The organism is Pseudomonas sp. (genome assembly GCF_030690725.1).
Taxonomy (GTDB): domain Bacteria; phylum Pseudomonadota; class Gammaproteobacteria; order Pseudomonadales; family Pseudomonadaceae; genus Aquipseudomonas.
In genome coordinates, this window is record NZ_JAUYGD010000069.1 from 34,882 (window position 1) to 61,195 (window position 26,314).

The window sequence follows — 26,314 nt, forward strand, 5'->3', positions numbered from 1 at the left end:
GCTAAAGGGCGCATATAGAAAAACGCCGCGTAGTGTACGCGGCGCGGTGGTGAAGCGCTCAGGCATTAGCCCGACGGTGCGTCACAGCTCCATCGGGAAAGGTGGCTGCAACGCCGCGCCATAGCCTTCGACGAACTCCGGCGGCATGCGCTTGGGCTTGCCGCTGGACAGCTCGATGCAGACAAAGGTGGTTTTCGCCCGCAGCAGGGTCACGCCGTCTTCCGGGCGAATCAGCTGGAAGCGCCGGTCCATCTTCAAGCGCTGGTCGGACTCGACAATCCAGGTGGCCATCTGCAGCTGCTGGTCTTCATAGGCACTGGCCAGGTAGTCGATCTCATGGCGCAGCACGGCCATGGCGCGATCGAGACGGCGATACTCAGCCAGGTCCAGCCCCAGAAACTGCGAATGGCGCCAGGCGCAGCGCTCCAGCCAGCTGACGTAGACCGCATTGTTGGCGTGACCGAGGCCATCGATATCCTCTGCCGTAACCTGAATATCGATGACAAAGGGATTGCTCAGCTCCCAGTTCATGCCGGCTGCTCCAGGCTACCGGCCAGGGCGCGGGCTTCGGCCGCCAATTGAGTGATCTGGTCCCAGGCGCGGGCGCGCACCAGGTTGCTTGGCGCGATCCAGGTGCCGCCGACGCAAGCCACGTTGGGCAGGCGCAGAAAGCTCAGCAGGTTATCCGGGGTGACCCCACCGGTTGGGCAAAAACGAATGCCGGTGAACGGCCCCTTGAAGCTCTTGAGCATCTTGATGCTGGTGGCGCCGTTGGCCGGGAACAGCTTCAGCGAGCGATAGCCGTACTCCAGCGCCAGCAACACTTCCGAGGGCGTCATCACCCCCGGCAAATACGGCAAACCGGAATCTTCCGCCGCCGCGGCCAGGCGCTCGGTGCAGCCAGGGCTGACGGCGAACTGCGCACCGGCATCACGGGCCTCACTGAACTGCTCGGCATGAATCAGGGTGCCAGCGCCTACCAGCAGGTCCGGCAATTCCTTGCGCATGGCCGCCAGGGCATCCAGCGCGCCAGGGGTGCGCAGGGTCACTTCCAGCACGCGAATGCCGCCAGCGTGCAGCGCACGGGCCAGGTCCACCGCCAGGCTGATATCGTCGATCACCAACACCGGCAACACCGGGCGGGCCTGTTGCAGCACCACATCCATCGTCAGGCTCATGCCTTGCTCCCCGCTCTCAAGATTCAATCATCGCGTTCAGTCTTCAAACAGGCTGCTGGCGCCCTGCTCGGCCGAGCCAACCAGACGGCGCTGGGCGGCGAACATTTCCAGACCATAGCCCAATTCCAGCTCGGCACTGGCAGACGCCAATGGCCGCGCGGCCAGTTGCTGCGCGCTCAACTCCACCTGCAGCAGCCCGTTTTGCGCATCCAGCACCAGCCAATCACCGTCCTGCAACCGCGCCAAGGCGCCTCCTGCCGCCGCCTCCGGGGTGACGTGCAGGGCAGTGGAAACCTGCCCGGATGCGCCGGACATGCGCCCATCGGTAATCAGCGCGACACGCTGGCCGGCTTGCTGCAGATTGGCCAACAGCGGCATCAGTTTGTGCAGCTCAGGCATGCCATTGGCTTGTGGGCCTTGGAAGCGCACCACCAGCACCAGGTCACCTTGCAGCTCGCCAGCGCTGTAGGCGGCCTGCACGGCCGCTTCCGAATCGAAAATGCGCGCCTGGGCGCGGATTTGCCAGAACGCCGGGTCCACCGCCGAGGTTTTCAGGATGGCGCGGCCCAGGTTGCCGGTCAGCAGCACCAGCCCGCCCTCCTCGGCAAACGGCTCGGCGGCCGGCCGGACAATATCCGGAGCTGGGCTCTGCGCCGGCAGCTCGCGCCAGGCCAAGCGCTCGCCATCCAGCCAGGGTTCGCGGGTATAGGCACGCAAACCATGCCCGGCGGCGGTGGCGACATCGTCATGCAGCAAGCCGGCGCCGAGCAGCTCACGCAGCAACCAGGCCGGCCCACCGGCGGCCTGAAACTGATTCACATCCGCCGCACCATTGGGATAAACCCGCGCCAGCAGCGGTACGACCTTGGACAGTTCGGCGAAATCATCCCAGCTCAATTCATAACCAGCCGCCCGGGCAATGGCCGGCAGGTGCAGGGTGTGGTTGGTTGAACCGCCGCTGGCGAGCAAGGCCACCACCGCATTGATCAGCGCCCGTGCATCAATCTGTTGACCGACCGGCAAGTAACGTTCGCCCTGCCGACTGTTGTGCGCCACCAGCCGCGCGGCTTCATCGGTCAGCGCATCGCGCAGCGGCGTGTAGGGATGGATAAAGGCGCTGCCCGGTACGTGCAGGCCCATGGCTTCCATCAGCAGCTGATTGGTATTGGCGGTGCCGTAGAAGGTGCAAGTACCAGCCTCGTGGTAAGCAGCCAACTCGGCGGCCAGCAGCTCATCACGGCTGGCTTCGCCGCGGGCGTAGCGCTGGCGGACGGCGGCTTTTTCCTTGTTCGGCAGGCCCGACTGCATGGGCCCGGCCGGCACGAACACCGCCGGCAGGTGACCGAAATGCAGCGCGCCGATCAGCAGGCCGGGGACTATCTTGTCGCACACGCCGAGATACAGCGCGCCGTCAAAAATGCCGTGGGTCAACCCGATGGCAGCGGCCTGGGCAATCAGGTCACGGGAGAACAGCGACAGCTGCATGCCAGCCTCACCCTGGGTAATGCCATCACACATGGCCGGCACCCCGGCGGCGAACTGCGAGGTCGCGCCGGCCTTGGCCAGCGCCACTTTCAGGCGCTCGGGATACTCCCTGAGCGGTGCATGAGCCGAAAGCAGATCGTTGTAGCTGGAGATGATCGCGACATGCGGTGAGCCGCCCTGCCTCATGATCAGCCGCGCATCCTCGGGCTGCGCAGCCAGGGCATGGGCCAGATTGGAGCAGCCCAGGGCCTGATGCGCGGTGCGCCCGGCCGCCAGGGCCAGGCGCTGCAAATAACGCTCGCGGCGCTTGGCCGAACGCGTTTCCAGTGCGGCGGTAACCTGCTCAACAACCGGATGCAACATGACGAGTCCCTTTATCGGCGAGGTACAGGCTTACAGTGTACCGACTTAAAGCTGGCTTTAACGCAGCAGGCGCTCAAGGAGCCCAGTAGATATTCACCGGCAACGGGCTGCGCTGCAGCCAGACATACAACGGTAACCCACGCGACGCCGGCTGGTCGGCCAGCACAGCCTCGATCAACGCGCGCTTAGCTTCGCCAAACGCCAGTAAGCCCAGCCACTGACCACGCTGCAGCATGGCCAGGTTCAGCGACAGACGCTCTCGCGGCTCTTGCGGTGCCAGCGCTGGCAAGGCTGCAGGTTCGGCTTGCGGATCGAGCGCAGCCGCCAGGCCAGGCATACCGGGAAACAGCGAGGCGATATGGCCGTCTTCCCCCATCCCCAGCAGCACCGCGCTAAACGGCGACCACTGCGCCAGTTGCTCGCCCCAGCTGCTCGCCGACTGGGGCAACGTCGCGCCCTGGCGTGGGTCCAGGCAGTTAGCCTGTGGCAATCCCTGATGCAGCAACTGCCAGTTGCTTTCGGCGGCCTGCGCTGCCACCCAGCGCTCATCACTGGGGCTGAGGTCGATACGCTGACTGTCCAGTTGCTGCGCCAGTAAAGGCAACAAGGCCCGCGGGCTACTGCCGCCAGGCAGGATCAGTCCAGCGCGAGGCTGTTGCGCCAGCGTGGCCTGAATCTGCGCCAGCAGGTCGGCGGCCAGCGCATGCAGGCAGGCGTCGCGCTGAACATGGCAATGCAGCAAATTTTGGCTCATAAGCAACCCCGGCTAAGCTATCGGTATGTCATAAGGCCGCGCAATAATGCACCTTTGTCGTGTCCGCCAACATCCTTGCTAGGGAAAGCCTCTTTTGATCGTGTTGCTGCGCGTACTTCTACTGCTGTTGTTGCCCGCACTGGCGCAGGCCACCACCAGCCTGCCGCTGCTGGCCAGCGATACGCCACTGCTGCCTGGCCCCGCCATGCACGTCTGGGCAGACCCCGAAGGCCTGGCGGACATCCACAGCGTTCGTCAGCTGCCTGAATCCGCCTGGCAACCGGTGGCCCGTCGCGATGCCAGTTTCGGCTACAGCACCCACGCCTACTGGCTGCGTTTCAGCCTGCACAACCCGGCGGATAACGCCATCAACTGGGTGCTGTTGATCGGTAATCCACTGCTCGACACCCTGGACGCCTACGGCCTGGACGACGGCCGGGTGTATCAGGCCGGCGACCAGCGGCCATTCCACCAGCGCTGGGTCAATCACCGCCAACTGGTGCTGCCATTCAGCCTGGCAGCCGGAGAAGAACGCGAGCTGATCCTGCGCATGCAGACCGACGGCTCGGCCAACCTCAGCGCCAGCCTGATGAGCAGCGAAGGCTTCAACCACCACGAACAACGCATGCTGCTGTTACAGGGTCTGTTTTTCGGTGCCCTGCTGGTGATGATGATCTACAACCTGTCGATCTTTATCATCACCCGCGACCGCAACTACCTGTGGTACAGCCTGTTTGTCGCCAGTTTCAGCCTCTACCAGTTCATCCAGCTGGGTTTTGCCCTGCAATGGTTCTGGCCCGAGTCACTGACCTGGCAGCAGATGAGTTTCCCGTTCAGTTCAGCGCTGGCAACCCTGTTCGGCGTGCTGTTCACCTATGGCGTACTCGACCTCAAGAACCAACACCCGGCGTACCGTTCGATCTGCCGCGGCCTGATTGGCAGCAGCCTGCTGGTGATGGCGCTGGCATTGGTCGCCCCCTATCTCGTCGCACTGATCGGCAGTTTCGTGCTGCTACTGGTTTGCGCAATTTTCGGCTGCATCTTCACCGTGCTGCGCTGGCGCGACGGCTACCCGCCGGCCAAGCTGTTTGCCCTCGGCTGGTCAGCCCTGATTATCGCCAGCCTGTTCAGCGTGCTCAGCGGCACCGGCCTGATCGCCAATTCGCTACTAACCCTGCACGCCCAGCAGATCGGCAGCTTGCTTGAGCTGGTGATTTTCTCGATTGCCCTCGGCTCACGCATCCGCCTGGCGCAAAGCGCCCAGCAACAGGCCCAGGCCCAGCTGTTTGCCAACGAGCACGAACTGCGCATGGAACAGGCCAAGAGTCTGGATCTGCAGCAGCAGATCAACGAAGGTCTGGAGGCCCGCGTAGAGGAGCGCACCGCCTCCTTGCAACAGGCCCTGCAGGAGCTTTCCACCGCCAACCGACAGCTGGCCGAACTCAGCCGTCGCGACAGCCTGACCGGGCTGTTCAACCGCCAGGTGCTCAACGAAGAACTGGAGCGCATGCTCGCCCAGGCCAACCGCAGCCAGCAGCCAATCGCCATGCTGATGATGGACCTGGATCACTTCAAGAAGGTCAACGACCAGCACGGCCATCTGGTTGGCGACGCCTGCCTGCAGCACGCTGCCCTGCGCATGCAGCAGCGCATGCGAAGTAATGACCTGCTGGTGCGTTTTGGCGGCGAAGAGTTTGCCGCCGTGCTCTGCGACACCGATCAGTCCGGCGCCATGGACCTGGCCGAGCAGCTGCGTGCAGACCTGGCCAGCCACCCCTGCATGCACCAAGGCCTGAGTATCAATCTGAGCCTGAGCATCGGCGTGTACACGCTGATTCCGGATGCCGGCAGCGACCGCGAGCAGCTGCTACGCCACGCCGACCAAGCGCTGTATAAAGCCAAGGCCGCCGGGCGTAACAAGGTTATCGGTTACGAAGCCAGCGCCTTGGACGATGTCTGACTCAACGACTCCAACAGTTCCAGCACCGCTTGGACCACCCGCGGATCAGCCAAGACACGCTGATGCCCGCCGCTTTCCAGGCGCAGCAGGCGGCTGTCAAACCAGCTCTGATGAATCGATTCAGCCTCGCTGAACGGCACCATCGGATCGTCCACCGCATGCACAACCAATCCGGGGAAATCCAGCTGGTAGTGCGCGCTATCAAGCTGCCCAGCGGGAATCCCAGCTTTCTCTTCGACCAGCCGGACAAAGTGCGCGCGCGCCTGACGCGGCAGCCCCATATAACGTGAGAAGCGCCGCAGCATGGTCAGAATCCGGCTGGGCGCGGCAATGCTGACCAACGCCTCAGTACGCAAACCCAACTGGGTGGCCAGCAAAGCACTGGCGCCACCCATGGAATGACCAATCACCGCCTTCAGCGGCGGCAGTTCGCTGGCGGCCTCCAGCAAGGCACGGGCAAACAACACCACATTGGCTTCACGCCCAGGCGAACGGCCATGGGCCGGGGCATCCAGCGCCACCACGCCGTAGCCGGCATTGACCAAGGCCTTGATCAGCTCGGCGAACTGCGTCGGCCGTCCTTCCCAGCCATGCATCAACAACACAGCCGGCCCACTGCCCCAGCGCAGCGCTGACAGACCGAAACGCAGGGTGATGCGCTCGGCCTGTGCTAGCAGCGGCAATTCCCAGTCCCGCGGGGGCAAGGTATGCGGCGTCATAAATTCCCGGCGCAGCTTGCTGGCCAGGGCATGCGGCGCCAGTAGACCAATCGATGCGTTGAAACCACGAACCCAGCTCATGCTATTCATTGCCATATCCTCAGACGATTGCCGATTTAGCGGCACGCAAGACTCGATCAGACAACTCACCGGGACCCAGCGCGCGTGCCAGCGCCAGCCCTCCGACCATCAAAGCGATATCGGCCAGCGCCTGATCAGCCTCTTCAGGACTGCCCGCCAGCTGCGCCGTCATCAGCTCGATATGCTCAGCCAGCACGCCGCGAAAACCATCCGGCATACGCGCCAGCTCACCTACTGAACTGGGCAGCGGACAACCCTGTTCACCGGCATCGCGGTGCTTGCGCGACAGATAGAAGGCCGCCAGCAGCACCCGGCGCTCGTGAGCAGGCAAAGCCGGATCAAGCTGCGTGACCCGCTCCCGACGCTGGCAGAGCATCTGCTGGAACACCTCCAGCATCAGCGCATCCTTGCTCTCGAAATGCGCATAGAAGCCGCCGACCGTCAGACCAGCCGCCCCCATCACCTCGCCCACGCTGGGCTCAGCCGGACCACGCTGCAACAACGCCGCGCTGGCAGCAGCCAGGATGCGTTCGCGGGTGTGCGCCTTCTTCTCGCTCATGCTCGCCTCCTTAATATTACGACTGCAATATTATAGGCGTAATACAATTAAGCAAGCCCGAGCGGCAACCACTGATCGGCTAGAGAAATAATCTTCAGGAGGTAGAAGAAATTGCCTGGAGCAATTTTTAACGTCGCGCAGTGACGCGCCCGGAGGATGGCCGCCACGGATAGCAGGCCATAAAAACAAAAGGGCCATTCAATAATGAATGACCCTTCAAAATCCCGCAGAGCGGGCAAAAATGGCGTCCCCTAGGGGACTCGAACCCCTGTTACCGCCGTGAAAGGGCGGTGTCCTAGGCCACTAGACGAAGGGGACGAAACCTTCGAAGAACAAGGCCAGCTTTACGCTGGCCCCGTGGCAGTTACTAATACTGCTAAATTGGTGGAGATAAACGGGATCGAACCGTTGACCTCTTGCATGCCATGCAAGCGCTCTCCCAGCTGAGCTATACCCCCAGATTTATCGCCTCTCGGCTCACAGCCCAAACCGGCACTGCTTTTTAATACTGGCGTCCCCTAGGGGACTCGAACCCCTGTTACCGCCGTGAAAGGGCGGTGTCCTAGGCCACTAGACGAAGGGGACGTAACCCTTCTACAACCAACCAGCTGCTGGAGCTGATTGTGGCAAGCCTTGCGGCTTTGAAGATGGTGGAGCTAAACGGGATCGAACCGTTGACCTCTTGCATGCCATGCAAGCGCTCTCCCAGCTGAGCTATAGCCCCATCTCAAGGACGGGGCGCATGTTAAGAGCACGCCCCACACCTGTCAACAAAATTTTTACCGGCATCAGCATTCTTTATGCTGACAGAACAACCACTTACCCCATCCCGGCACGCCAAAACGACGGCTGGACGGGGCATTCAGCTGCTTAGGCGATGGCTGCCAGCAGCTTCTCCCACTCTTTGTTTTCTTTCTTCGACACGCCACCGAGCAACTCGATGGCCTGACGCAGGCGGAAGCGAGTCAGGTCCGGGCCGATAATTTCCATGGCATCGAGCACCGACACCGAACTGGCATGCCCGGTGATGGCGGCGAACATCAGCGGCATGGCGTCGCGCAGCTTCAACTCTAGATGTTCGACCACCGCCTGGATGCAGCCGGTGATCTTGTCTTTTTCCCACTGACGCAGCGCTTCCAGCTTCCACAAGATCAGCTGCATAACCTGACGCACCTGCTCAGGCGAGAGCTTCTTGTGCTCGAACAGCGCGGCATCTGGGGCCACCCCGCCGGCGAAGAAGAAGCTGGCCAATGGCGCGATCTGGCTAAAGGTTTCCACCCGGCCCTGCACATGCGGGGCGATCTGCATCAGGTAGTTGCTGTTGAATGCCCACTTCTGTGCGCCAGCGGCGAACTCTTCGACGCTCAGTTCGCGCATCCACTGGCCGTTGAGCCAGGACAGTTTCTCCAGGTCGAAGATCGGCCCGCCCAAGGAAACCCGATTGATGTCGAAATGTTCAACCATCTCGTCGAGGCTGAACTTCTCGCGCTCGTCCGGCATCGACCAGCCCATGCGTCCGAGGTAGTTAAGCATCGCCTGCGGCAGGAAGCCCATGCGCTCGTAGAAAGTGATCGAGGTCGGGTTCTTGCGCTTGGACAGCTTGCTCTTATCCGGGTTACGCAGCAGCGGCATGTAGCACAGCTGCGGTTTGTCCCAGCCGAAGTACTCGTACAGCAGGATCAGCTTGGGCGCCGACGGCAGCCATTCTTCGCCACGCAGCACGTGGGTGATGCCCATCAGGTGGTCATCGACCACGTTGGCCAGGAAGTAGGTCGGCAGGCCATCGGTCTTCATCAGCACCTGCATGTCCATGCGATCCCACGGAATCTCCACTTCGCCACGCAACATATCCGGCACCACGCACACGCCTTCAGTCGGCACCTTCATGCGTACGACATTCGGCTCACCAGCGGCCAGGCGCTGTTGCACCTCTTCACCGGAGAGATGCATGCAGTGGCCGTCATAGCGCGGCGTCTGCTTGGCTTCCATCTGCTCGGCGCGCAGCTTGTCCAGACGCTCGGCGCTGCAGAAGCAGTGGAAGGCATGGCTTTTCTCCACCAGCTCGGCGCTGTACTTCTGGTAGATATGCCCACGCTCACTCTGCCGATACGGGCCGTGCGGGCCACCGACGTCCGGGCCTTCGCTCCACTCGATACCCAGCCAGCGCAGGGCGTCGTAAATCTGCTGTTCCGACTCGCGGGTCGAGCGCACTTGATCGGTATCTTCGATACGCAGGATAAATTCGCCACCGTGCTGACGGGCAAAGCACAGGTTGAACAGGGCGATATAGGCGGTGCCTACGTGCGGATCACCAGTGGGCGACGGCGCGATACGGGTACGAACGGTGGTCATGGCGGCTCTCAGAGAATGTGCAACGGGCAATCTTTCAAGGGCGCGATATTAACAGGCTGGCCGCCGCCGGCTCCAGCCAGCGCGGCTATTTCAGCGACGCCAGCGCCTGCGGCGGGTTAACGCTTTGTCTTGTAGTGCGCAGCAGGCTGGACAACAACGCCAGCCCGCTTAGACTGACGCCCTCTACTGCGGGCCTTGCCACTTTTCCAGGCACCCGCCCTGCCCTCGTCAACTCAGATCGCCATGCCTACCCCATCACGCACCCGCAGCCTGCTGCTGATCGTCGCCTTTGCCACTATTTATATCGGCTGGGGCACCACCTACCTGGCCAACCACTTTCTCCTGCTGGAAGTACCGCCCTTTATCATCGGCTGCCTGCGCTTCTCGATTGCCGGCCTGCTCGCCCTGGCCTGGGTGGTGCTCAGCGGCCAACTGCGCATGCAGCGCAGTGACTGGGGCGGCGTGCTGATTGGCAGCCTGGCCTTGATTGCGGTCGGCCAGGGCGCGCTGATCTACGCCAACCAGTATTTGCCGACCGGCATGCTGGCGATGCTCTACACCACCCTGCCGTTATGGAGCGTAGCGCTGGAATGGCTGCTCGGTGAGCGCCCGCCGCTGTGGGTGATGTGCGGCCTGGCTCTGGCCTGCGGCGGGATTGTGCTGCTGATGAATAACGCTCTGGACCATAGCGCCTCGGCCGAGCAGTGGTTCGCCGGGCTGCTGGTGGTGTTTGCCACGCTGCTCTGGGCCGGCGGCGCCTGGTTGATGCGCCAGCGCCCGCCGTTTCGCTCCAGCTGGCTGGGGCTGAGCCTGCAGATGCTGATCGGCGCACTACTACTGGCGCTGTTCGGCCTGTGGCATGGCGATTGGCAAGCACTCGACCTGCGCGCCATAAGCAGCAATGCCTGGCTGTGGCTGGCCTACTTGGTACTGCCGGTCAGCCTCGGCGTGTATCCGGCGTATTTCTGGCTGCTGCGCGAAGTACGGCCGAGCCTGGTATCGACCTTCGCCTTCGTCAACCCGGTGGTTGCGTTGCTGCTGGGCTACCTGCTGCTGGGCGAACGGCTCAGCCTGATGGCGATGGTGGCCTGCGGCATCACCCTGGGCGGCGTGGTGCTGATTATCTTTGGCCGCCGTTAATCGCAAACCTGTGAAAGGGGCTGGGCGGCACTCCGCTTTAGCCGCGAAGCAGCAGTCACCCTGTCGCGGCTAAAGCCCCTCCCACACGATGTCCCTCCCACATTTACCTAATCAAACCTGCAGCAGTCGATCCCGCAGTTTCTGAATCTCATCGCGCAACTGCGCCGCGGCCTCGAACTCCAGATCGCGGGCCAGGGCATACATCTTCTCTTCCAGCTGGCGAATGCGCTTGCTGATCTCACTGGGCGAGCGCAGCTCGTTCTCGTAACGCGCGCTTTCTTCGGCAGCCTGAGCCATGCCCTTGCGCTTCTTGCTGCGTGAGCCGGGCACAGTGGCACCTTCGAGGATGTCTTGCACATCCTTGAACACGCCCTTGGGGGTGATGCCGTTGGCTTCGTTGAAGGCGATCTGCTTGTTACGGCGGCGTTCGGTTTCACCGATGGCGCGCTCCATCGAGCCGGTCATGCGGTCGGCATAGAGGATCGCCCGACCGTTGAGGTTACGCGCGGCGCGGCCGATGGTCTGGATCAGCGAGCGCTCGCTGCGCAGGAAGCCTTCTTTGTCCGCATCGAGAATCGCCACCAGCGACACTTCCGGCATGTCCAGGCCTTCGCGCAGCAGGTTGATCCCCACCAACACATCGAAGGCGCCGATACGCAGATCGCGGATAATCTCCACCCGCTCCACGGTATCAATGTCCGAGTGCAGGTAGCGCACCTTGACGCCGTGATCAGCCAGGTAATCAGTCAAGTCCTCGGCCATGCGTTTGGTCAGGGTGGTGACCAGCACACGCTCCTCGATGGCCACGCGCTTGTGAATTTCCGAGAGCAGGTCGTCGACCTGGGTCAGGGCTGGGCGCACTTCGATCTGCGGGTCGACCAGGCCGGTCGGCCGCACCACCTGCTCGATCACCCGCCCGGCATGCTCGGCTTCGTAGTTGCCCGGCGTGGCTGAGACGAAAATGGTCTGCGGGCTGGCCGCCTCCCACTCCTCGAAACGCATGGGCCGGTTATCCAGCGCCGAGGGCAGGCGGAAACCGTATTCGACCAGGGTCTCCTTGCGAGAGCGGTCGCCCTTGTACATCGCACCTACCTGCGGCACCGAGACGTGGGATTCATCGATCACCAGCAGCGCTTCGTCCGGCAGGTAGTCGTACAGCGTCGGTGGCGGCTCGCCAGGGCCGCGCCCGGACAGATAGCGAGAGTAGTTTTCGATGCCGTTGCAGTAACCCAGCTCGATGATCATCTCCAGATCAAAACGAGTGCGCTGCTCGAGGCGCTGGGCTTCCACCAGTTTGTTGGTGCTGCGCAGGTATTCCAGGCGCTCGACCAGCTCGACCTTGATCTTCTCCACCGCCTCCAGCAGCACCTCGCGCGGGGTGACGTAGTGGCTCTTGGGGTAGAAGGTAAAGCGCGGCAGCTTGCGGATCACCTCACCAGTCAGTGGATCGAAAGCCGAGATGCTTTCCACTTCATCGTCGAACAACTCGATGCGAATCGCCTCCAGGTCCGATTCCGCCGGGAAGATATCAATCACATCGCCGCGCACGCGGAAGGTGGCGCGGGCGAAATCCATGTCGTTACGCGTGTATTGCAGGTCGGCCAGGCGGCGCAGCAAGGCACGCTGGTCCATCTTGTCGCCACGGTCGACGTGCAACACCATCTTCAGGTACGACTCGGGGCTGCCCAAGCCGTAGATACACGACACGGTGGTGACGATAATTGCGTCCGGCCGCTCCAGAAGCGCCTTGGTCGCCGACAGGCGCATCTGCTCGATATGGTCGTTGATCGAGGCGTCCTTCTCGATAAAGGTATCGGAGGACGGCACATAGGCCTCGGGCTGGTAGTAGTCGTAGAAGGAAACGAAATACTCCACCGCATTGTTCGGGAAGAAGCTCTTGAACTCGCCGTACAGCTGCGCGGCCAGGGTCTTGTTCGGCGCCAGCACCAGGGTCGGACGCTGGATCTGCGCGATCACGTTGGCGATGGAAAAGGTCTTGCCCGAGCCCGTTACGCCGAGCAATGTCTGGTGTGAAAGGCCCGCTTCCAGGCCTTCGACCATCTGCCGAATCGCCTCGGGTTGATCGCCGGCCGGCTGGAAACGGGTGACCAATTGAAACTCGGACATGACGGACCTCGACAAGCGGCTGTGACGCGGCTTGAAAGCCTACGTCAAAACCGGTGAAAAGCGTGTGCCTGCTGTCGCAGCACAGGTTATGCGTCGGTATACTACCGGCCCACTTACGCAACCCCTAGCAGGGTGTTGCCTGATACTCACTTCTCCTCTTCAGAGCTGCCGCATCCATGAGTCTGTTCTCTGCCGTCGAAATGGCTCCGCGCGATCCCATCCTGGGCCTCAATGAAGCATTCAACGCCGATACCCGTGCGACCAAGGTCAACCTGGGCGTGGGCGTTTACTACAACGAGGAAGGCCGCATCCCATTGCTGCGCGCCGTAGCCGAAGCCGAGAAAGCCCGCATTGAAGCCCACGCCCCGCGTGGTTACCTGCCGATTGAAGGCATTGCAGCCTATGACAGCGCCGTACAGAAACTGTTGCTGGGCGCCGACTCTGAGCTGATCGCCGCTGGTCGGGTGATCACCACTCAGGCCGTGGGCGGCACTGGCGCACTGAAAACCGGCGCCGACTTCCTCAAGCGCTTGCTGCCCAATACCGTGGTTGCGATCAGCGACCCGAGCTGGGAAAACCACCGCGCGCTGTTTGAGTCCGCGGGCTTCACGGTGCACAACTACCGCTATTACGATGCAGCCAGCCACGGCATCAACCGCGCCGGCATGCTCGAAGACCTGAAAAACCTGCCAGCACGCTCGGTTGTCGTGCTGCACGCCTGCTGCCACAACCCGACCGGCGTCGACCTATCGCTGGACGACTGGAAAGCCGTATTGGAAGTGCTGCGCGAGCGCGAGCACGTGCCGTTCCTCGACATCGCCTACCAGGGCTTTGGCGACGGTATCGAGCAGGACGCCTTTGCCGTGCGCCTGTTTGCCGCTTCTGGCATCCCGTTCTTCGTCTCCAGCTCGTTCTCCAAATCCTTCTCGCTGTACGGCGAACGCGTCGGCGCACTGTCCATCGTCACCGGCAGCCAGGAAGAAGCCAGCCGCGTGCTGTCGCAAGCCAAACGCGTGATCCGCACCAACTACTCCAACCCGCCAACCCACGGCGCCACCGTGGTGGCCAGCGTGCTGAACAGCCCTGAACTTCGCGCCCTGTGGGAAGAAGAGCTGGCCGGCATGCGCGAGCGTATTCGCGGCATGCGCATGGCCATGGTCGAGCAGCTGGCGGCGCTCAACTGCAAACGCGATTTCGGCTTCGTCGCCCAGCAGCGCGGCATGTTCTCCTACTCGGGCCTTACCGCCGAGCAGGTTGAGCGCCTGAAAACCGAGTTCGGCATCTACGCCGTCAGCACCGGGCGCATCTGCGTGGCCGCGCTGAACCAGCGCAACCTGCCAGCTGTTACTCAGGCCATCGCTGCCGTTCTCTGAGTCACCGGGGAAGTCGATCAGGTATTGACTTCCCCTTTCTAATCAGTAGGATACGCGCCATCGTTCCGCGATAGCTCAGTCGGTAGAGCAAATGACTGTTAATCATTGGGTCCCAGGTTCGAGTCCTGGTCGCGGAGCCAGTAGTTCATCGGGGTATAGCGCAGTCCGGTAGCGCGCCTGCTTTGGGAGCAGGATGTCGGGAGTTCGAATCCCCCTACCCCGACCATTTTTGGTCGTTGGCTCAGTTAGTAGAGCAGTTGGTGTTTAACCACTTACTCATGGGCCAGAAAACCACATGCACCACCCTTTCAAGCCTGCTTGAAAGTAAAAACCCGCCTAGTGCGGTTTTTTTATTGCTTGCCATCCATGGCAACCACCCTCGGGCCGTCGCTACGCGACGTTAAAAACTGTTCCAGACAGTTTTTTATTGGCTATTTATTTGCTCACGGCTACATGGGCCAGCCAGCGCATCAATCGTCAAAAACTATTAAAGCCATTCAAGCACAACATTTCCCCAATCAATCTTGAGCGACTAGACTGCACTTCAATAGAGAACAATTCTCACTCGAGGTGCGCCATGCTCAAGACTGTGACTTTCACCCTGATGCACTTCTGCATTGCCTTCGGCGTCACTTACGCGTTGACCGGCAGCATTGCGGCCAGCGGCTTGGTGGCGGCCATCGAACCGCTGTGCAACTCGGTGGGTTTCTACTTCCACGAGAAGGTCTGGCAGCGCATCGAAGGTCGCTCAACAACTGCAGCTGCACGCCCCAAGCATGCGTGGTTGCATCACCAGGCATAAGGCTTGCTGCCACGGTAAACCCTTGAGCAGGGCGTAAAAACAGCCAGCGAGGTGCTGGGCCAATCCGCTACTATGCGCGGCTCAGCCACCATACGCGCCCGATCATGCCTGCTACTTCTCGCTTCCCTGCTGCTCCCTACGTGTTTGCCTGCCTGCTTGGCCTGCTGGCGCTCTTCGGCCTGTGGTTTGGCATTGGCCAACCGGTCGAACTGGCGGATGCCGCAACGCCCACGCACAAGCTGCAGTGCGCGTCCTACACACCGTTCGACAAAGACCAATCACCCTTCGATCAGCCGATGCAACTGCGCCCCGAGCGCATGGAAGCGGATCTGGCCTTGCTGGCCGAACGCTTCGAGTGCCTGCGCACCTATTCGGTGACCGGCCTGGAAGAGCTGCCGAACATGGCGCGCAAACATGGCCTAAAACTGATCGTCGGCGCCTGGGTCAGCCGCAACCCCGCCGACACTGCGGTTGAGATCGCCGGCCTGGTGAAAATCGCCAATGCCCACCCGGACGTGGTCCAGGCGGTGATCGTCGGTAACGAGGCGCTGCTGCGCAAGGAAGTCACCCCGCAGCAACTGGTGGTGTTGATCGAACAGGTCAAGGCGCAGATTGAGCAACCAGTAACCTATGCCGATGTTTGGGAGTTCTGGCTCAAGCACCCAGAAGTCGCACCCGCAGTGGACTTCATCACCATCCACCTGCTGCCCTACTGGGAAGACAACCCCGCCGGCATCGAAAGCGCGCTGCATGAAGTCGCCGAAGTGCGCCAGACCTTTGGCAACGCCTATGCACCCAAGGACATCCTGATCGGCGAAACCGGCTGGCCGAGCGAAGGCCGCCAGCGCGAAACGGCAGTGCCAAGCCTGGTCAACCAGGCCAAGTTTATCCGCGGTTTTGTCGCCATGGCCGAGCAGAACGGCTGGCGCTACAACCTGATCGAAGCCTTCGACCAACCCTGGAAACGTATCAGCGAAGGCGCTGTGGGCGGTTACTGGGGCCTGTATGACGCGGATCGCCAGGACAAGTCGATCCTCGCCGGGCCCGTATCCAACCTGCCGCACTGGCCGGCCTGGCTGGCGTTGAGCCTGGGCCTGTTTGCCGCCACGCTGCTGCTGGCCGGTCGTCCGCACTCGCCACGCGCCGCGCTGGTGTTGCCGTTGCTGGCGGCGCTGGGCGCTGGCTGTATCGGTCTGTTTGCAGAATTGACGCTGATCACCAGTCGCTACCTCGGCGAATGGCTCTGGGCCGGCGCATTGATTGTGCTGAACCTGCTGGTGCTGGCCCACGCCGCCCTACTGCTCAGCCAGCAGACGGGCTGGCGCGCGCGGCTATTTAACTGGCTGCATAGCAAGGGCGCGCTGTGGCTGGCGCTGAGCGGCTTTGCCGGAGCGGTAATGATGCTCGCGCTGGTGGTAGACGCGCGCTACCGCAGCTTCCCCAGCGCCGCGCTGTTACTGCCGGCGCTGGTCTACCTGTGCCGTCCGGTGGGCGGCTACCGCCGTGAGGTCGCCCTGCTCGCTCTGCTGATCGGCGCCTGCATTGCGCCGCAGCTGTACCAGGAAACCCTGAGCAACTGGCAGGCCCTGGGCTGGGCGCTGACCTGCGCGCTACTGGTGGCAGCGCTGTGGCGCAGTCTGCGGGTCAAAGCGCAAACGGCCTGATCAGGCCGTTTGCGGCGCGCGCACCCAGCGCAGCAGCGCCAGCACCACAGCAAATACCGCGAGGCTGGCGCTGTACAACACCAGCGCCGGCAGAGCGAGTAGCAATGCCGGCACTGCCAAACGCTTGCCCCAGAGACCCGGCAGCACAAACGCCAGCACAGCAATAATCAGCGCAGCCCAGGCCAAGACCCGGAAATGGATCAACCAGCCAAGGCTCGCACGCACCTCGCAGGCCAACTGCTGCGGGGCGTCGACGCACAGGCCGACCCATTGCGCGCCTTCCATCAGTTGGTAACGCAGCGCAAAGCTCAGCGCCAGACACAGGGCTGCAGCGATCAGCAGAGCAGTCAGGGGCAGATAACGGGACATGGGCAACTCAGGCAGATAAACAGGCTGCGCAGGATAAGCCACCGCGTCACGGATAACACCCTCCAGTGATCGCCCCTTGCAGCCTCCCCAGCTAGAATCCAGCCATGCTGATACGTCGCCTGATACTGATCGCCGCAAGCCTGCTCGGCCTCTGGATGCTGTGGGTCATACTGTTGCCCGCGCCCAGCGGCCTGCCGCCCACTACGCCGCTGTCCAGCGGCAGCTGGCGCGTGGCGGAGCACACGGTCAGCAGGCTGGAGAGCTTCCAACTCGAAGCACGTATTCTCGGCCGTGAAGACTACTACCTCGACCGCGGCGCCAAGCTCTCGCCGACTGACCTGGCGCTTGGCTGGGGACCGATGGCCGACCCCGAGGTGCTGCGCCACATCACCATCAGCCAACGTAACCGCTGGTACTTCTGGCGCGCCGAACAACTGCCAATCGAACGCCGGCAGATCGAGATCCACAGCGCCAATATGCACCTGATACCCGCCAACCCTGAAGTAGCCAGCATTCTGGCCGGGCTCAAAACAGGCCAGCAGATTCGCCTGAGCGGGCAACTGGTGCGAATCGACGGTGACGATGGCTATCGCTGGGTCAGCTCGCTCAGCCGCGAAGACACTGGCGACGGCGCCTGCGAGCTGATCTGGGTCGAGCAGTTGGCCGTGCTGCCGTAGCAAACTGGCCTTCCACATGGCGCTTTTGCCTGAAAACTGGCAGTTCTATAACTAAACGGCACTTAGCCTGACTTATGTGGTCAAATCGTTCCGCATCTGACCCGCTCCATCAGCATCAGTCCTAGCTCTCAGAGATTTAGCCATGTCGCATGTCCCTCGTCTGCTTGCCCTTCTCAGTTGCCTAGCCCTGATTGCCCCCGTCAGCGCGGCCGATATCGATGCCAGCAGTTATGGCTTCCCCATCAGCAATGCATTCGAAGCCACCCTGGCGACCACCCCGCCGGAGCTGCGCCCGGAGCTTCCGGCCAACGCCGACATCAACCAGAGCGACTACCAGATCAAACTGCGCCCGGAGCGCGAGTTCGAGCTGCCAGACAATTTCTGGCCGGTCACCAAGATGCGTTACCGCATGGCCAAGCAGTCTGGCGAAGCGCCGCTGATCTTTATCATCGCCGGCACGGGCGCGCATTACGCCAGCAGCACCCCGGAATACCTGAAGAAGTTGTTCTACGGCGCCGGTTATCACGTGGTGCAACTGTCGTCGCCGACCAGTTATGACTTTATGACCTCAGCCTCGCGCTTTGCCACGCCCGGCATTACCCGCGAAGACGCCGACGACCTGTACCGCGCCATGCAAGCCGTGCGTGCGCAGCATCCGCGCCTGAAAGTCAGCGAATACCATCTCACCGGCTACAGCCTGGGCGCGCTGCAGGCGGCCTTTGTCAGCGAGCTGGATGAAACCCGGCGCAGCTTCAACTTCAAGCGCGTACTGCTGCTCAACCCGCCGGTAAACCTCTACACCTCAATCACCAACCTCGACCGCATGGTGCAAACCAAGGTTGAGGGCATCGACAACAGCACCACCTTCTATGAGCTGGTACTGGGCAAGCTGACCCGCTACTTCCAGACCAAGGGCTACGTCGACATGAACGACGCCCTGCTCTATGACTTCCAGAACTCCGGCGAGCAGCTCAGCGACGAGCAGATGGCGATGCTGATCGGCGCGGCCTTCCGCTTCTCCTCCGCCGATATCGCCTTTACCTCGGACCTGATCAACCGCCGTGGCCTGATCACCCCAATCAACTACCCAATCAGCGAAGGGACCAGCCTCACGCCGTTCTTCCGTCGCGCCCTGCAGTGCGATTTCGACTGTTACCTGACCGAACAGCTGATCCCCATGTGGCGCGCGCGCACCGATGGCGGCAGCGTGGCGCAGCTGATCGACCAGGTCAGCCTGTATGGCGTGGCCGACTACCTGAAAAACAGCAGCAAGATCGCCGTCATGCACAACGCCGATGATGTGATCCTCGGCCCTGGTGACCTGGGCTTTTTGCGCCGCACCCTGGGCGAGCGCCTGACCGTTTACCCGCTGGGTGGCCATTGCGGCAACCTCAACTACCGCGTCAATAGCGACGCCATGCTGGAGTTCTTCCGTGGCTAAGCCAACCTTCCTTGCCGTGTTTTTCACCCTGTTGCTCGGCAGCAACCTGGCGCACGCCCAGCACGCGGTTGATGACGACGGTTTCAAGCAGCCGCTGCAGCACCTGCAGTTCAACCCCGGGCTGGATCAGCGCGAGTTCGAGCGCTCAACCCTCAGCGCGCTGCAAGTCTATGACCCGCTGGAGTCGTGGAACCGCCGCGTCTATCACTTCAACTACCGCTTCGATGAGTGGGTGTTCCTACCGATTGTCGACGGCTACCGCTATATCACCCCCAACCTGGTGCAGAGCGGCGTCAGCAACTTCTTCAGCAACCTGGGGGATGTGCCCAGCCTGCTCAACAGCGCGCTGCAGCTCAAAGGCAAGCGCGCCATGCAGACCACCGGACGCCTGCTGCTCAACACCACCCTGGGCGTTGCCGGCCTGTGGGACCCGGCCACGCGTATGGGCCTGCCCAAGCAGCGTGAAGATTTCGGCCAGACCCTCGGCTATTACGGCACACCGGCAGGGCCGTACCTGATTCTGCCGCTGCTGGGTCCGTCGAACCTGCGTGATACCGGCGGCCTGGTGGCGGATTTTGCGGCGAAAAGCCAGGTCAACTGGCTGAATGTCGCCGAAGCCAGCGTCAGCCACCCGGAAATCACCCTGCTGGAAGTCGTCGACCAGCGCTCCACGGTGAACTTCCGCTACGGCCAGCTCAACTCGCCGTTCGAGTACGAGAAGATTCGCTTCTTCTACCATGAGGCGCGCAAGCTGCAGATCGCCGAATAAACCTGCGAGCTTGACCCAAGGGCCGCCCCCAGGTTTTAACCTGGCGCGGCCTTTGTCGATTCTGGAGATTGATTATGCGTGTCGCCCAACTGGCCAAAGCCGCCGCAGTCAGCAGTGAGACCGTGCGCCACTACACCGACCTTGGCCTGCTCCGGCCCACGCGCAACCCGGATAACGGCTATCAGGCGTATTCCAGCGCAGACCTGCAGCGCCTGCGCTTTATCGCCCGCGCCCGCCGTTTGGGCTTTAGCCTGAAAGACAGCCAGCAGATTCTCGCCAGCGCCGATAACGGCCAGGCGCCCTGTTCTGAGGTACGCGACCTGCTGAGTGAACGCCTGGCGGCGCTACAGGCGCATATCGAGGAGTGCCAGCGCCTGGCGCTGGTGATGCAGAACGCCTTCGACGACTGGGCCGACAAGGGCGAATGCGCCCCCGATGGTCAGGCCATCTGCCGCTTGATCGAAGATTTCGAGCCGGATATCGAGCGCCGCCCGGCGACGCCCTGCCCCGCGCACTAAAAACCGCTACTGCGTGTAGCGGCGATGCAGGCCTGGCGGCACACCACTGCTGTCGGTCGGCAACCAGGGACCCTGCGGATTACTGGCCCAGCTCCAGCCGGAGTTCCAGCGGTAATAGGTGCGCTCACGGTAGTACAGGTGAGGCGCGCCGCCGACCACGTACACGCCTAATTGCCCATTCCACTGGCTGTCCACCCCAGGTGGTGGGGCAAAGCGTGGATGGTTGCTGCTGCCACTCGGGCTGGTAACCGGCGCGGTGGCAAGCGGGGTCTGCACGCAAGCACCGAGCCCCAGCAGGCCAACCAGCAGCGCACCATGCAGTAACAGTCTCATGGTGCTTTGCTGTCAGCGCTGTCGATCAGCAGTTGCTGCAGCTCGGTGGTCTTGCTGGCCAACGGCTGACTGCTGCCAATCCACTCGCCGGTCGTGGCGTTACCGCTGCGCGAGATCCGCGCGACCAGCTGCACCTGTTCAAAGCCGGAGATCTTTAGCTGCGGCATCATCGCATCGCTGTCCGACAGGCTGACCTCAGCCGGCAGGTCCGCCACGCTCAGGCGCTTGACCGCCAGCGGCATTGGCGGCCCGGAGACCGCGCGAGCGAAGATAAACACCGCATCCCCCGGTTGCACCTTGGCTTGCAGCTCGGCGGCCAAGGCAACACGTACGGTCAGGCCCTGGCTGGCTGCAGGCGCAGCATCGGCCGCAGGCGCACCAAGCTGCTCACGGGCGCGGTCAATCCCGCCCTGAATCGCCATACGCGAAGGGTCCTCAGCCGGCAGCACCGCCACCAGCTGTTGCCAGCGCTCAATCGCCTGCTGGAACTGCCCGGCTTCATAGGCGGCAATACCGAGCAGGCCAAGGCTGGTGACTTCTGCAGGGTCGCCTTTCAGCGCCTCATCGGTGAGTGCCTGCAGCTGTTCGGTCCATTGCTTGTCACCGGAAAAATACAGCGCCTGCGCCCACTGCCCGAGCAGCTCCGGCTCACGCCCGGCTACATCTATGGCGCGCTCGAAGGCCACGGCAGCATCAGCGGCGCGCTCTTGAGCCATATAGGTACGGCCGAGGAAGTACCAACTTTCAGCGGACTTGGGATCGTTCTTCACCGCAGCTTCGAGGCGTGCAGTCATTTCCTCGATGGTCTTCGGCTGCTGGGCAAAGGCTTGCGCGCGCTCGACATCATCGATGGCGCCCCACTGCTGATACAGGCCATACCCCAGCAGCGGCATCAGCAGCGCAGCAATCAGCGGAATCTTGCCACCCAGCGTGCGCTGGGTCCGCTGCGCCTGCGCGCCTTCGGTATCGGCGAGCAGCTCGCGGGCTGCCTCATCACGGCCATTGGCCAATTGCTCGGCATTCAGCGCACCCGCGTCGTGCTGGCCTTGCAGGTCCAGCAAACGTTCCTGATACAGGGTCACGTTAAGGGCGGTACGGTCTTCTTCGGCCTGCACCTTGCGCGCACGCAGCACCGGGATCAGCAGAAACGCCAGGGCCGTCAGCAACAGCAGGCCGGCGCATAACCAGAATTCAATCATCAGTCTTTCTTATCCACAGGCGTTTGATTAAGCAGAGCAGCCAGACGCTGCTGTTCATCGGCAGACAGGCCACTGGCGGCGCTGCCTGGCTTGCTGCGACGACGCAACAGAATGACCCCGAGCAGGACGAAACCACCGACCAGCAGACCGGCCGGGCCGTACCACAGCAGCAGGGTGCGTGGCGTTACCGGCGGCTTATAGAGGACGAAATCGCCATAGCGGCTGACCAGAAAATCGATGATCTGCTCATTGCTCTGGCCTTCCTCCAGCATGCGGAAGATCTGCGCACGCAGGTCCATGGCTATCGGTGCATCGGAGTCGGCAATGTTCTGGTTCTGGCACTTGGGGCAGCGCAACTCTTCCACCAGATTGCGGTAACGCTCGCGCTCAGCCTCAGTGGCAAATTCGTAGGTGTCGATAGCGGCCTGGGCGGTTCCCAGCAGCGCCAGCCCCAGGACGGCGGCGGTCAGCAAGCGCTTCATGGAGTAACCTCGTCGACCAATTCCTGATAGAGCGGAGCCAGCTGCTCGCGCCAAACACGCTCATCAATCACACCGACAAACTTGTGGCGGATGATGCCGTCCTTGTCGATCAGGAAGGTCTCAGGCGCACCGTACACGCCCAGGTCCAGGCCCAGGGTGCCGCGCGCATCGTTGATATTCAGTTGATAGGGATCATGGAATTCCACCAGCCACTTCTGCGCGGCGGCGTTGTCATCCTTGTAGTTGACCCCATAGATCGTCACACCCAGCTCGGCCAGCTTGTTAAGTACAGGGTGCTCAACCCGGCAGGCCACACACCAAGTGGCCCAAACGTTGACCAGCGCCGGCTTGCCCTTGAGGTCAGCCTCGCTAAGCGTCTTGCCATCCTGCACCGCAGGCAGGGAGAACGCCGGGAACGGCTTGCCAATCAACGCCGAAGGCAGCTCGGTGGGATCGAGGAACAGACCGCGGTAGAGAAACACCGCCACGCCAAGAAAGACCAGCAGCGGCAACAACAGCAGTAAACGCTTCATGCCTGCGCCCCCGCCACGCCCAGTGCATCACGCACGCGGGTGCGCACCTTCATGCGGTAGCGCTTGTCGGCGGCAGCCAGGAAGCCGCCAAAGCCCATCAGCAGCGCGCCGAACCAGATCCAGCGAACGAACGGTTTGATATGCACGCGCACGGCCCAGGCGCCGTTTTCCAGCGGCTCACCCAGGGCTACGAACAGGTCGCGGGTGATCCCGGCGTCGATGCCGGCCTCGGTCATCACCGACTGCTGCACGGTGTACAGGCGCTTCTCCGGATGCAGCACGGCAATCTGCTTGCCGTCTTCGAGGATGCGCACCGTGCCTTTGTCAGAGGTAAAGTTCGGCCCTTCAAAGTGCTCGGCACCTTCGAAAATAAACTGGTAGCCACCAATTTCCACCGACTCACCCGGCGCCATGCGCATATCGCGCTCGAAGCTGCCCATGCTGGTAAGCACCACACCCAGGGCACAAACCGCCATGCCCAGGTGCGCGGTCTGCATGCCCCAGTAACTACGGGTCAGGCTTGGCAGGCCGCGGAAAAAGCCTTTGTGGCGGGTTTTCTCAATAATGTCGCGCAGCCCGGCCAGCACCACCCAGGCGGCCAGCAGGCACACGCCAAGCACCGCCCAGTTGAAGTCGCCGACCAGGAAGGTGGCGATCACTGCCAGCACCACACTGCCGATCAGCACAGGCGCAAGCATGCTCAGTAGCCACTGCAGCGGCGTGTCCTTCCAGCGCACCAGCACACCGACCGCGATCATCGCCATCAGCAGGCCCATTAGCGGTACGAACAGCGCGTTGAAGTACGGCGGGCCGACCGACAGCTTGGCCCCGGTCATAGCATCCAGCACCAGCGGGTAGAGGGTACCGAGCAGAATCATCGCCGCGGCCACCACCAGAATCAGGTTATTCACCAGCAGCAGGGTTTCTCGCGACCACAGGGCAAAGCCGACCTGGCTTTTCACCACCGGCGCACGCACGGCGAACAGCGCCAAGGAGCTGCCCACCACCAACAACAGGAAGGCCAGGATAAACACGCCGCGCTCAGGGTCGCTGGCGAAGGCATGCACCGAGGTCAGCACGCCGGAACGCACTAGGAAGGTCCCCAGCAGGCTGAGCGAGAACGCGGCAATCGCCAGCAGCACGGTCCAGCTCTTGAACACGCCGCGTTTTTCCGTCACGGCCAGGGAGTGGATCAGCGCGGTGCCGACCAGCCAGGGCATAAAGGAGGCGTTTTCCACCGGGTCCCAGAACCACCAGCCGCCCCAGCCCAGCTCGTAATAGGCCCACCAGGAGCCCAGGGCGATACCGATGCCGAGGAAGGCCCAGGCGACGATAGTCCACGGCCGCGACCAGCGCGCCCAGGCGGCGTCCAGCTTGCCACCAAGCAAGGCGGCAATGGCGAAAGCAAAGGCCACGGAGAAGCCGACATAGCCCATGTAGAGCATCGGCGGGTGAATGATCAGGCCGAAGTCCTGCAGCAGCGGGTTGAGGTCGCGGCCATCAACCGGGGTATTGAACAGCAGGCGCTCGAACGGGTTGGAGGTGATGATCAAAAACAGAAGAAAACCGATGCTGATAATCCCCATCACCGCGAGCACGCGGGCGAGCATCTCTTCCGGCAGTTGGCGCGAGAAGATCGATACGGCAAAGGTCCAGCCCGCAAGGATCAGCCCCCAGAGCAGCAGCGAACCTTCGTGCGCGCCCCACACGGCGCTGAATTTGTAATACCAGGGCAATGCACTGTTGGAGTTGTTGGCCACGTAGGCGACGCTGAAATCGTCGACCATAAAGGCGTAGGTCAGGCAGATAAAGGCAAACAGCATAAAGCTGAACTGGCCCCAAGCAGCCGGCTGTGCCAGGCTCATCCACTGCCGATCACCGCGCCAGGCACCGATCAGCGGCAGCGTCGCCTGCACCAGCGCCATGCACAGCGCGAGAATCATCGCCAGATGGCCGAGTTCGGGGATCATTGCGCGTACTCCGATTGAGAGGCCTGCTTGGCCGCTTTGGCCGCGTCATGTTTCTGCTGCATGCCGCTCTGTTCCAGAGCCTGCATCACTTCTGGCGGCATATAGTTCTCATCGTGTTTGGCCAGCACTTCGTCGGCAATCAGCACACCATTGGCGTCGAGCTTGCCCATGGCGACGATGCCCTGCCCTTCGCGGAACAGGTCCGGGAGGATGCCGGTAAAGCGGATGGTTACGCTCTTGGCGCCGTCGGTAACGACGAAATCGGTGTCCAGCGAATCGCTGGAGCGTTTCACCGAGCCCTCCTCAACCAGGCCACCGGCGCGGATGCGGGTGTCCTGCGGGGCCTCGCCGTTGGCGATCTGCGTGGGGGTGTAGAACAGGTTGATGTTCTGCTGCAGCGCACTGAGGGCCAGGGCCACGGCGATGCCGACACCGGCAATGATGGCCAGGACGATATACAGGCGTTTTTTACGCACGGGGTTCACTTCAACTCCTCCCGGCGCAAACGACGCGCCTCGTCTTGCAGGTAACGGCGACGCGCCAGGATTGGCAGCGCCACATTCAGCCCCAGCACAGCCAGGCTGATGGCATAACAGGACCAGACATAAGGCCCGTGGCTGCCCATGGCGATAAATTCGCTAAAGCTGGCAAAACTCATTGGCCTTTCTCCACCAGCGCCTTGACCTCGGCTTTGGCCCAACTGCTGCGCGCCTCACGCTTGAGCACTTCCAGGCGCATACGCAGCAGTAATACCGCGCCAAAGAAGCAGTAGAAGCCCAGCACCATGATCAGCAGCGGCATCCACATCTCGAACGGCATCGCAGGCTTGGATACCACGCTGAAGGTGGCGGGCTGGTGCAGGGTGTTCCACCACTCCACCGAGTATTTGATGATCGGGATATTCACCACGCCGACGATGGCCAGTACCGCACAGGCCTTGGCCGCGCTGTCGCGGTTGGTGATGGCATTGCCCAGGGCAATCACGCCGAAATACAGGAACAGCAGAATCAGCATCGAGGTCAGGCGGGCATCCCACACCCAGTAGGTGCCCCAAGTCGGCTTGCCCCACACCGCGCCGGTCACCAGGGCTATCACGGTCATCCAGGCACCAATGGGCGCGGCCTGCTGCAGGGCGACATCGGCCAACTTCATCTTCCACACCAGGCCGACGATGCCGGCCACCGCCAGCATCACGTAGATCGACTGGGCAAGAAACGCCGCGGGCACATGGATATAGATAATGCGAAAGCTGTTGCCCTGCTGGTAATCCGGCGGCGCAAAGGCCAGCCCCCAGACCAGTCCGACCACCAGCAGCACAGCAGCAGCCAGGGCCAACCAGGGCAGCCAGCGGCTGCTGATTTCATAAAACCACTTGGGCGAGCCGAGCTTGTGAAACCACGTCCAGTTCATCAGGTTACTCATCAGTGCTAGGGCTGATCAGGGCGCAGGCAGGCACCCGGTTCAAC

Annotated in this window: 26 protein-coding genes and 6 tRNA genes; 11 read left to right on the forward strand and 21 right to left on the reverse strand. The window is 62.3% G+C overall.

All coding sequences use genetic code 11. From position 1 onward, the window contains the following. Positions 1-81: 81 nt before the first annotated feature. The 4 genes from Q8O69_RS18335 to Q8O69_RS18350 form a co-directional block, all read right to left on the reverse strand. The gene (locus Q8O69_RS18335; protein WP_275963084.1) at positions 82-531 is read right to left on the reverse strand and encodes a thioesterase family protein; all 450 of its coding nucleotides are present in this window, start codon (positions 529-531) and stop codon (positions 82-84) included. Continuing rightward, a complete protein-coding gene (locus tag Q8O69_RS18340) occupies positions 528-1,178 on the reverse strand; it encodes a bifunctional 4-hydroxy-2-oxoglutarate aldolase/2-dehydro-3-deoxy-phosphogluconate aldolase (protein WP_275963083.1) in 651 nt (216 codons plus the stop codon). Before Q8O69_RS18340 ends, Q8O69_RS18335 begins: the two co-directional genes overlap by 4 nt. 36 nt (positions 1,179-1,214) lie before the next feature. Further along, positions 1,215-3,023 carry a phosphogluconate dehydratase gene (edd, locus tag Q8O69_RS18345; RefSeq protein ID WP_305593680.1) on the reverse strand — a complete coding sequence of 603 codons (1,809 nt, stop codon included), beginning with the start codon at positions 3,021-3,023 and terminating at the stop codon, positions 1,215-1,217. A 76-nt stretch (positions 3,024-3,099) separates the two neighbouring features. After that, positions 3,100-3,780, reverse strand: a complete 681-nt coding sequence (locus Q8O69_RS18350) for a 6-phosphogluconolactonase (RefSeq protein ID WP_305593643.1) — start codon at positions 3,778-3,780, stop codon at positions 3,100-3,102. Positions 3,781-3,880: 100 nt separating this feature from the next. Between Q8O69_RS18350 and Q8O69_RS18355 the strand changes: the two genes are divergently transcribed. Beyond that, a complete protein-coding gene (locus Q8O69_RS18355) occupies positions 3,881-5,740 on the forward strand; it encodes a diguanylate cyclase (RefSeq protein WP_305593681.1) in 1,860 nt (619 codons plus the stop codon). Here Q8O69_RS18355 and Q8O69_RS18360 read toward each other — a convergent pair. The 7 genes from Q8O69_RS18360 to gltX form a co-directional block, all read right to left on the reverse strand. Further along, positions 5,710-6,549, reverse strand: coding sequence for an alpha/beta fold hydrolase (locus Q8O69_RS18360; RefSeq protein WP_305593644.1), 840 nt, complete (start codon positions 6,547-6,549; stop codon positions 5,710-5,712). The two genes, Q8O69_RS18355 and Q8O69_RS18360, sit on opposite strands and share 31 nt — an antisense overlap. A 10-nt stretch (positions 6,550-6,559) precedes the next feature. Continuing rightward, positions 6,560-7,099, reverse strand: coding sequence for a TetR/AcrR family transcriptional regulator (locus tag Q8O69_RS18365; protein ID WP_305593645.1), 540 nt, complete (start codon positions 7,097-7,099; stop codon positions 6,560-6,562). Between the two features lie 242 nt (positions 7,100-7,341). After that, positions 7,342-7,417, reverse strand: a tRNA-Glu gene (locus tag Q8O69_RS18370). 64 nt (positions 7,418-7,481) lie between these two features. After that, a tRNA-Ala gene (locus Q8O69_RS18375) sits at positions 7,482-7,557 on the reverse strand. A 51-nt stretch (positions 7,558-7,608) separates the two neighbouring features. Next, positions 7,609-7,684, reverse strand: a tRNA-Glu gene (locus tag Q8O69_RS18380). Positions 7,685-7,747: 63 nt separating this feature from the next. Next, a tRNA-Ala gene (locus tag Q8O69_RS18385) sits at positions 7,748-7,823 on the reverse strand. A gap of 146 nt (positions 7,824-7,969) precedes the next feature. Further along, positions 7,970-9,451 carry a glutamate--tRNA ligase gene (gene gltX / locus Q8O69_RS18390; protein WP_305593646.1) on the reverse strand — a complete coding sequence of 494 codons (1,482 nt, stop codon included), beginning with the start codon at positions 9,449-9,451 and terminating at the stop codon, positions 7,970-7,972. Positions 9,452-9,694: 243 nt separating this feature from the next. Here gltX and Q8O69_RS18395 point away from each other — a divergent pair, with 243 nt between their 5' ends. Continuing rightward, entirely contained in the window at positions 9,695-10,591 is an 897-nt protein-coding gene (locus Q8O69_RS18395; RefSeq protein WP_305593647.1) for an EamA family transporter, read from the forward strand. A 111-nt stretch (positions 10,592-10,702) separates the two neighbouring features. Here Q8O69_RS18395 and uvrB read toward each other — a convergent pair whose 3' ends face one another. Further along, positions 10,703-12,718, reverse strand: coding sequence for an excinuclease ABC subunit UvrB (gene uvrB / locus Q8O69_RS18400; protein WP_305593648.1), 2,016 nt, complete (start codon positions 12,716-12,718; stop codon positions 10,703-10,705). Positions 12,719-12,894: 176 nt separating this feature from the next. Between uvrB and Q8O69_RS18405 the strand changes: the two genes are divergently transcribed. The 5 genes from Q8O69_RS18405 to Q8O69_RS18425 all read left to right on the forward strand — a co-directional run bounded on the left by Q8O69_RS18405 (position 12,895) and on the right by Q8O69_RS18425 (position 16,557). Continuing rightward, positions 12,895-14,091: an amino acid aminotransferase gene (locus Q8O69_RS18405; RefSeq protein ID WP_305593649.1), complete on the forward strand. Its 1,197-nt coding sequence runs from the start codon at positions 12,895-12,897 to the stop codon at positions 14,089-14,091. A gap of 64 nt (positions 14,092-14,155) precedes the next feature. Then, positions 14,156-14,231, forward strand: a tRNA-Asn gene (locus Q8O69_RS18410). A 9-nt stretch (positions 14,232-14,240) separates the two neighbouring features. Further along, positions 14,241-14,317: transfer RNA gene (locus Q8O69_RS18415), tRNA-Pro, on the forward strand. A 351-nt stretch (positions 14,318-14,668) separates the two neighbouring features. Next, complete coding sequence (locus tag Q8O69_RS18420) at positions 14,669-14,893, forward strand: DUF2061 domain-containing protein (protein WP_305593650.1); 225 nt, start codon at positions 14,669-14,671, stop codon at positions 14,891-14,893. A 104-nt stretch (positions 14,894-14,997) separates the two neighbouring features. After that, positions 14,998-16,557 carry a beta (1-6) glucans synthase gene (locus tag Q8O69_RS18425; RefSeq protein WP_305593651.1) on the forward strand — a complete coding sequence of 520 codons (1,560 nt, stop codon included), beginning with the start codon at positions 14,998-15,000 and terminating at the stop codon, positions 16,555-16,557. Here the strand turns inward: Q8O69_RS18425 and Q8O69_RS18430 are convergent, their stop codons facing one another. Beyond that, positions 16,558-16,926: a hypothetical protein gene (locus Q8O69_RS18430; RefSeq protein ID WP_305593652.1), complete on the reverse strand. Its 369-nt coding sequence runs from the start codon at positions 16,924-16,926 to the stop codon at positions 16,558-16,560. It lies immediately after the preceding gene. 104 nt (positions 16,927-17,030) lie between these two features. On the opposite strand from Q8O69_RS18430, the gene Q8O69_RS18435 reads away from it, so the two are divergent. The 4 genes from Q8O69_RS18435 to Q8O69_RS18450 all read left to right on the forward strand — a co-directional run bounded on the left by Q8O69_RS18435 (position 17,031) and on the right by Q8O69_RS18450 (position 20,331). Continuing rightward, a complete protein-coding gene (locus tag Q8O69_RS18435; protein ID WP_305593653.1) occupies positions 17,031-17,603 on the forward strand; it encodes a hypothetical protein in 573 nt (190 codons plus the stop codon). A 142-nt stretch (positions 17,604-17,745) separates the two neighbouring features. Further along, a complete protein-coding gene (locus tag Q8O69_RS18440; protein WP_305593654.1) occupies positions 17,746-19,044 on the forward strand; it encodes a serine/threonine protein kinase in 1,299 nt (432 codons plus the stop codon). A 16-nt stretch (positions 19,045-19,060) separates the two neighbouring features. Then, complete coding sequence (locus Q8O69_RS18445) at positions 19,061-19,813, forward strand: VacJ family lipoprotein (protein WP_305593682.1); 753 nt, start codon at positions 19,061-19,063, stop codon at positions 19,811-19,813. 74 nt (positions 19,814-19,887) lie between these two features. Beyond that, positions 19,888-20,331 carry a MerR family DNA-binding protein gene (locus tag Q8O69_RS18450; protein ID WP_305593655.1) on the forward strand — a complete coding sequence of 148 codons (444 nt, stop codon included), beginning with the start codon at positions 19,888-19,890 and terminating at the stop codon, positions 20,329-20,331. A 6-nt stretch (positions 20,332-20,337) separates the two neighbouring features. Here the strand turns inward: Q8O69_RS18450 and Q8O69_RS18455 are convergent, their stop codons facing one another. The 8 genes from Q8O69_RS18455 to Q8O69_RS18490 are packed head-to-tail and all read right to left on the reverse strand — an operon-like array spanning position 20,338 to position 26,261. Continuing rightward, a complete protein-coding gene (locus Q8O69_RS18455; RefSeq protein WP_305593656.1) occupies positions 20,338-20,664 on the reverse strand; it encodes a hypothetical protein in 327 nt (108 codons plus the stop codon). Beyond that, the gene (gene ccmI / locus Q8O69_RS18460) at positions 20,661-21,863 is read right to left on the reverse strand and encodes a c-type cytochrome biogenesis protein CcmI (protein WP_305593657.1); all 1,203 of its coding nucleotides are present in this window, start codon (positions 21,861-21,863) and stop codon (positions 20,661-20,663) included. The genes Q8O69_RS18455 and ccmI overlap by 4 nt, the downstream gene beginning before the upstream one ends. Beyond that, positions 21,863-22,345, reverse strand: coding sequence for a cytochrome c-type biogenesis protein (locus Q8O69_RS18465; protein WP_305593658.1), 483 nt, complete (start codon positions 22,343-22,345; stop codon positions 21,863-21,865). Before Q8O69_RS18465 ends, ccmI begins: the two co-directional genes overlap by 1 nt. Further along, on the reverse strand, positions 22,342-22,878 hold the full coding sequence (locus tag Q8O69_RS18470; protein ID WP_305593659.1) for a DsbE family thiol:disulfide interchange protein: 537 nt from the start codon (positions 22,876-22,878) through the stop codon (positions 22,342-22,344). The genes Q8O69_RS18465 and Q8O69_RS18470 overlap by 4 nt, the downstream gene beginning before the upstream one ends. Then, positions 22,875-24,848, reverse strand: coding sequence for a heme lyase CcmF/NrfE family subunit (locus Q8O69_RS18475; protein ID WP_305593660.1), 1,974 nt, complete (start codon positions 24,846-24,848; stop codon positions 22,875-22,877). Before Q8O69_RS18475 ends, Q8O69_RS18470 begins: the two co-directional genes overlap by 4 nt. After that, positions 24,845-25,333: a cytochrome c maturation protein CcmE gene (gene ccmE / locus Q8O69_RS18480; RefSeq protein WP_305593661.1), complete on the reverse strand. Its 489-nt coding sequence runs from the start codon at positions 25,331-25,333 to the stop codon at positions 24,845-24,847. The genes Q8O69_RS18475 and ccmE overlap by 4 nt, the downstream gene beginning before the upstream one ends. After that, positions 25,330-25,506 (reverse strand): heme exporter protein CcmD, encoded by a 177-nt coding sequence (ccmD, locus tag Q8O69_RS18485; protein ID WP_305593662.1) that lies wholly within the window; start codon positions 25,504-25,506, stop codon positions 25,330-25,332. The genes ccmE and ccmD overlap by 4 nt, the downstream gene beginning before the upstream one ends. Next, on the reverse strand, positions 25,503-26,261 hold the full coding sequence (locus Q8O69_RS18490; protein WP_305593683.1) for a heme ABC transporter permease: 759 nt from the start codon (positions 26,259-26,261) through the stop codon (positions 25,503-25,505). The genes ccmD and Q8O69_RS18490 overlap by 4 nt, the downstream gene beginning before the upstream one ends. Between the last annotated feature and the right edge of the window lie 53 nt (positions 26,262-26,314).

What these genes read in the sequence shown, in the direction of transcription:
- Q8O69_RS18335 (WP_275963084.1), bottom strand. Translation starts at nt 531, where the DNA reads ATGAACTGGGAGCTGAGCAATCCCTTTGTCATCGATATTCAGGTTACG.
- Q8O69_RS18340 (WP_275963083.1), bottom strand. Translation starts at nt 1,178, where the DNA reads ATGAGCCTGACGATGGATGTGGTGCTGCAACAGGCCCGCCCGGTGTTG.
- Q8O69_RS18350 (WP_305593643.1), bottom strand. Translation starts at nt 3,780, where the DNA reads ATGAGCCAAAATTTGCTGCATTGCCATGTTCAGCGCGACGCCTGCCTG.
- Q8O69_RS18360 (WP_305593644.1), bottom strand. Translation starts at nt 6,549, where the DNA reads ATGAATAGCATGAGCTGGGTTCGTGGTTTCAACGCATCGATTGGTCTA.
- Q8O69_RS18365 (WP_305593645.1), bottom strand. Translation starts at nt 7,099, where the DNA reads ATGAGCGAGAAGAAGGCGCACACCCGCGAACGCATCCTGGCTGCTGCC.
- gltX (WP_305593646.1), bottom strand. Translation starts at nt 9,451, where the DNA reads ATGACCACCGTTCGTACCCGTATCGCGCCGTCGCCCACTGGTGATCCG.
- Q8O69_RS18395 (WP_305593647.1), top strand. Translation starts at nt 9,695, where the DNA reads ATGCCTACCCCATCACGCACCCGCAGCCTGCTGCTGATCGTCGCCTTT.
- uvrB (WP_305593648.1), bottom strand. Translation starts at nt 12,718, where the DNA reads ATGTCCGAGTTTCAATTGGTCACCCGTTTCCAGCCGGCCGGCGATCAA.
- Q8O69_RS18405 (WP_305593649.1), top strand. Translation starts at nt 12,895, where the DNA reads ATGAGTCTGTTCTCTGCCGTCGAAATGGCTCCGCGCGATCCCATCCTG.
- Q8O69_RS18420 (WP_305593650.1), top strand. Translation starts at nt 14,669, where the DNA reads ATGCTCAAGACTGTGACTTTCACCCTGATGCACTTCTGCATTGCCTTC.
- Q8O69_RS18425 (WP_305593651.1), top strand. Translation starts at nt 14,998, where the DNA reads ATGCCTGCTACTTCTCGCTTCCCTGCTGCTCCCTACGTGTTTGCCTGC.
- Q8O69_RS18430 (WP_305593652.1), bottom strand. Translation starts at nt 16,926, where the DNA reads ATGTCCCGTTATCTGCCCCTGACTGCTCTGCTGATCGCTGCAGCCCTG.
- Q8O69_RS18435 (WP_305593653.1), top strand. Translation starts at nt 17,031, where the DNA reads ATGCTGATACGTCGCCTGATACTGATCGCCGCAAGCCTGCTCGGCCTC.
- Q8O69_RS18440 (WP_305593654.1), top strand. Translation starts at nt 17,746, where the DNA reads ATGTCGCATGTCCCTCGTCTGCTTGCCCTTCTCAGTTGCCTAGCCCTG.
- Q8O69_RS18450 (WP_305593655.1), top strand. Translation starts at nt 19,888, where the DNA reads ATGCGTGTCGCCCAACTGGCCAAAGCCGCCGCAGTCAGCAGTGAGACC.
- Q8O69_RS18455 (WP_305593656.1), bottom strand. Translation starts at nt 20,664, where the DNA reads ATGAGACTGTTACTGCATGGTGCGCTGCTGGTTGGCCTGCTGGGGCTC.
- ccmI (WP_305593657.1), bottom strand. Translation starts at nt 21,863, where the DNA reads ATGATTGAATTCTGGTTATGCGCCGGCCTGCTGTTGCTGACGGCCCTG.
- Q8O69_RS18465 (WP_305593658.1), bottom strand. Translation starts at nt 22,345, where the DNA reads ATGAAGCGCTTGCTGACCGCCGCCGTCCTGGGGCTGGCGCTGCTGGGA.
- Q8O69_RS18470 (WP_305593659.1), bottom strand. Translation starts at nt 22,878, where the DNA reads ATGAAGCGTTTACTGCTGTTGTTGCCGCTGCTGGTCTTTCTTGGCGTG.
- Q8O69_RS18475 (WP_305593660.1), bottom strand. Translation starts at nt 24,848, where the DNA reads ATGATCCCCGAACTCGGCCATCTGGCGATGATTCTCGCGCTGTGCATG.
- ccmD (WP_305593662.1), bottom strand. Translation starts at nt 25,506, where the DNA reads ATGAGTTTTGCCAGCTTTAGCGAATTTATCGCCATGGGCAGCCACGGG.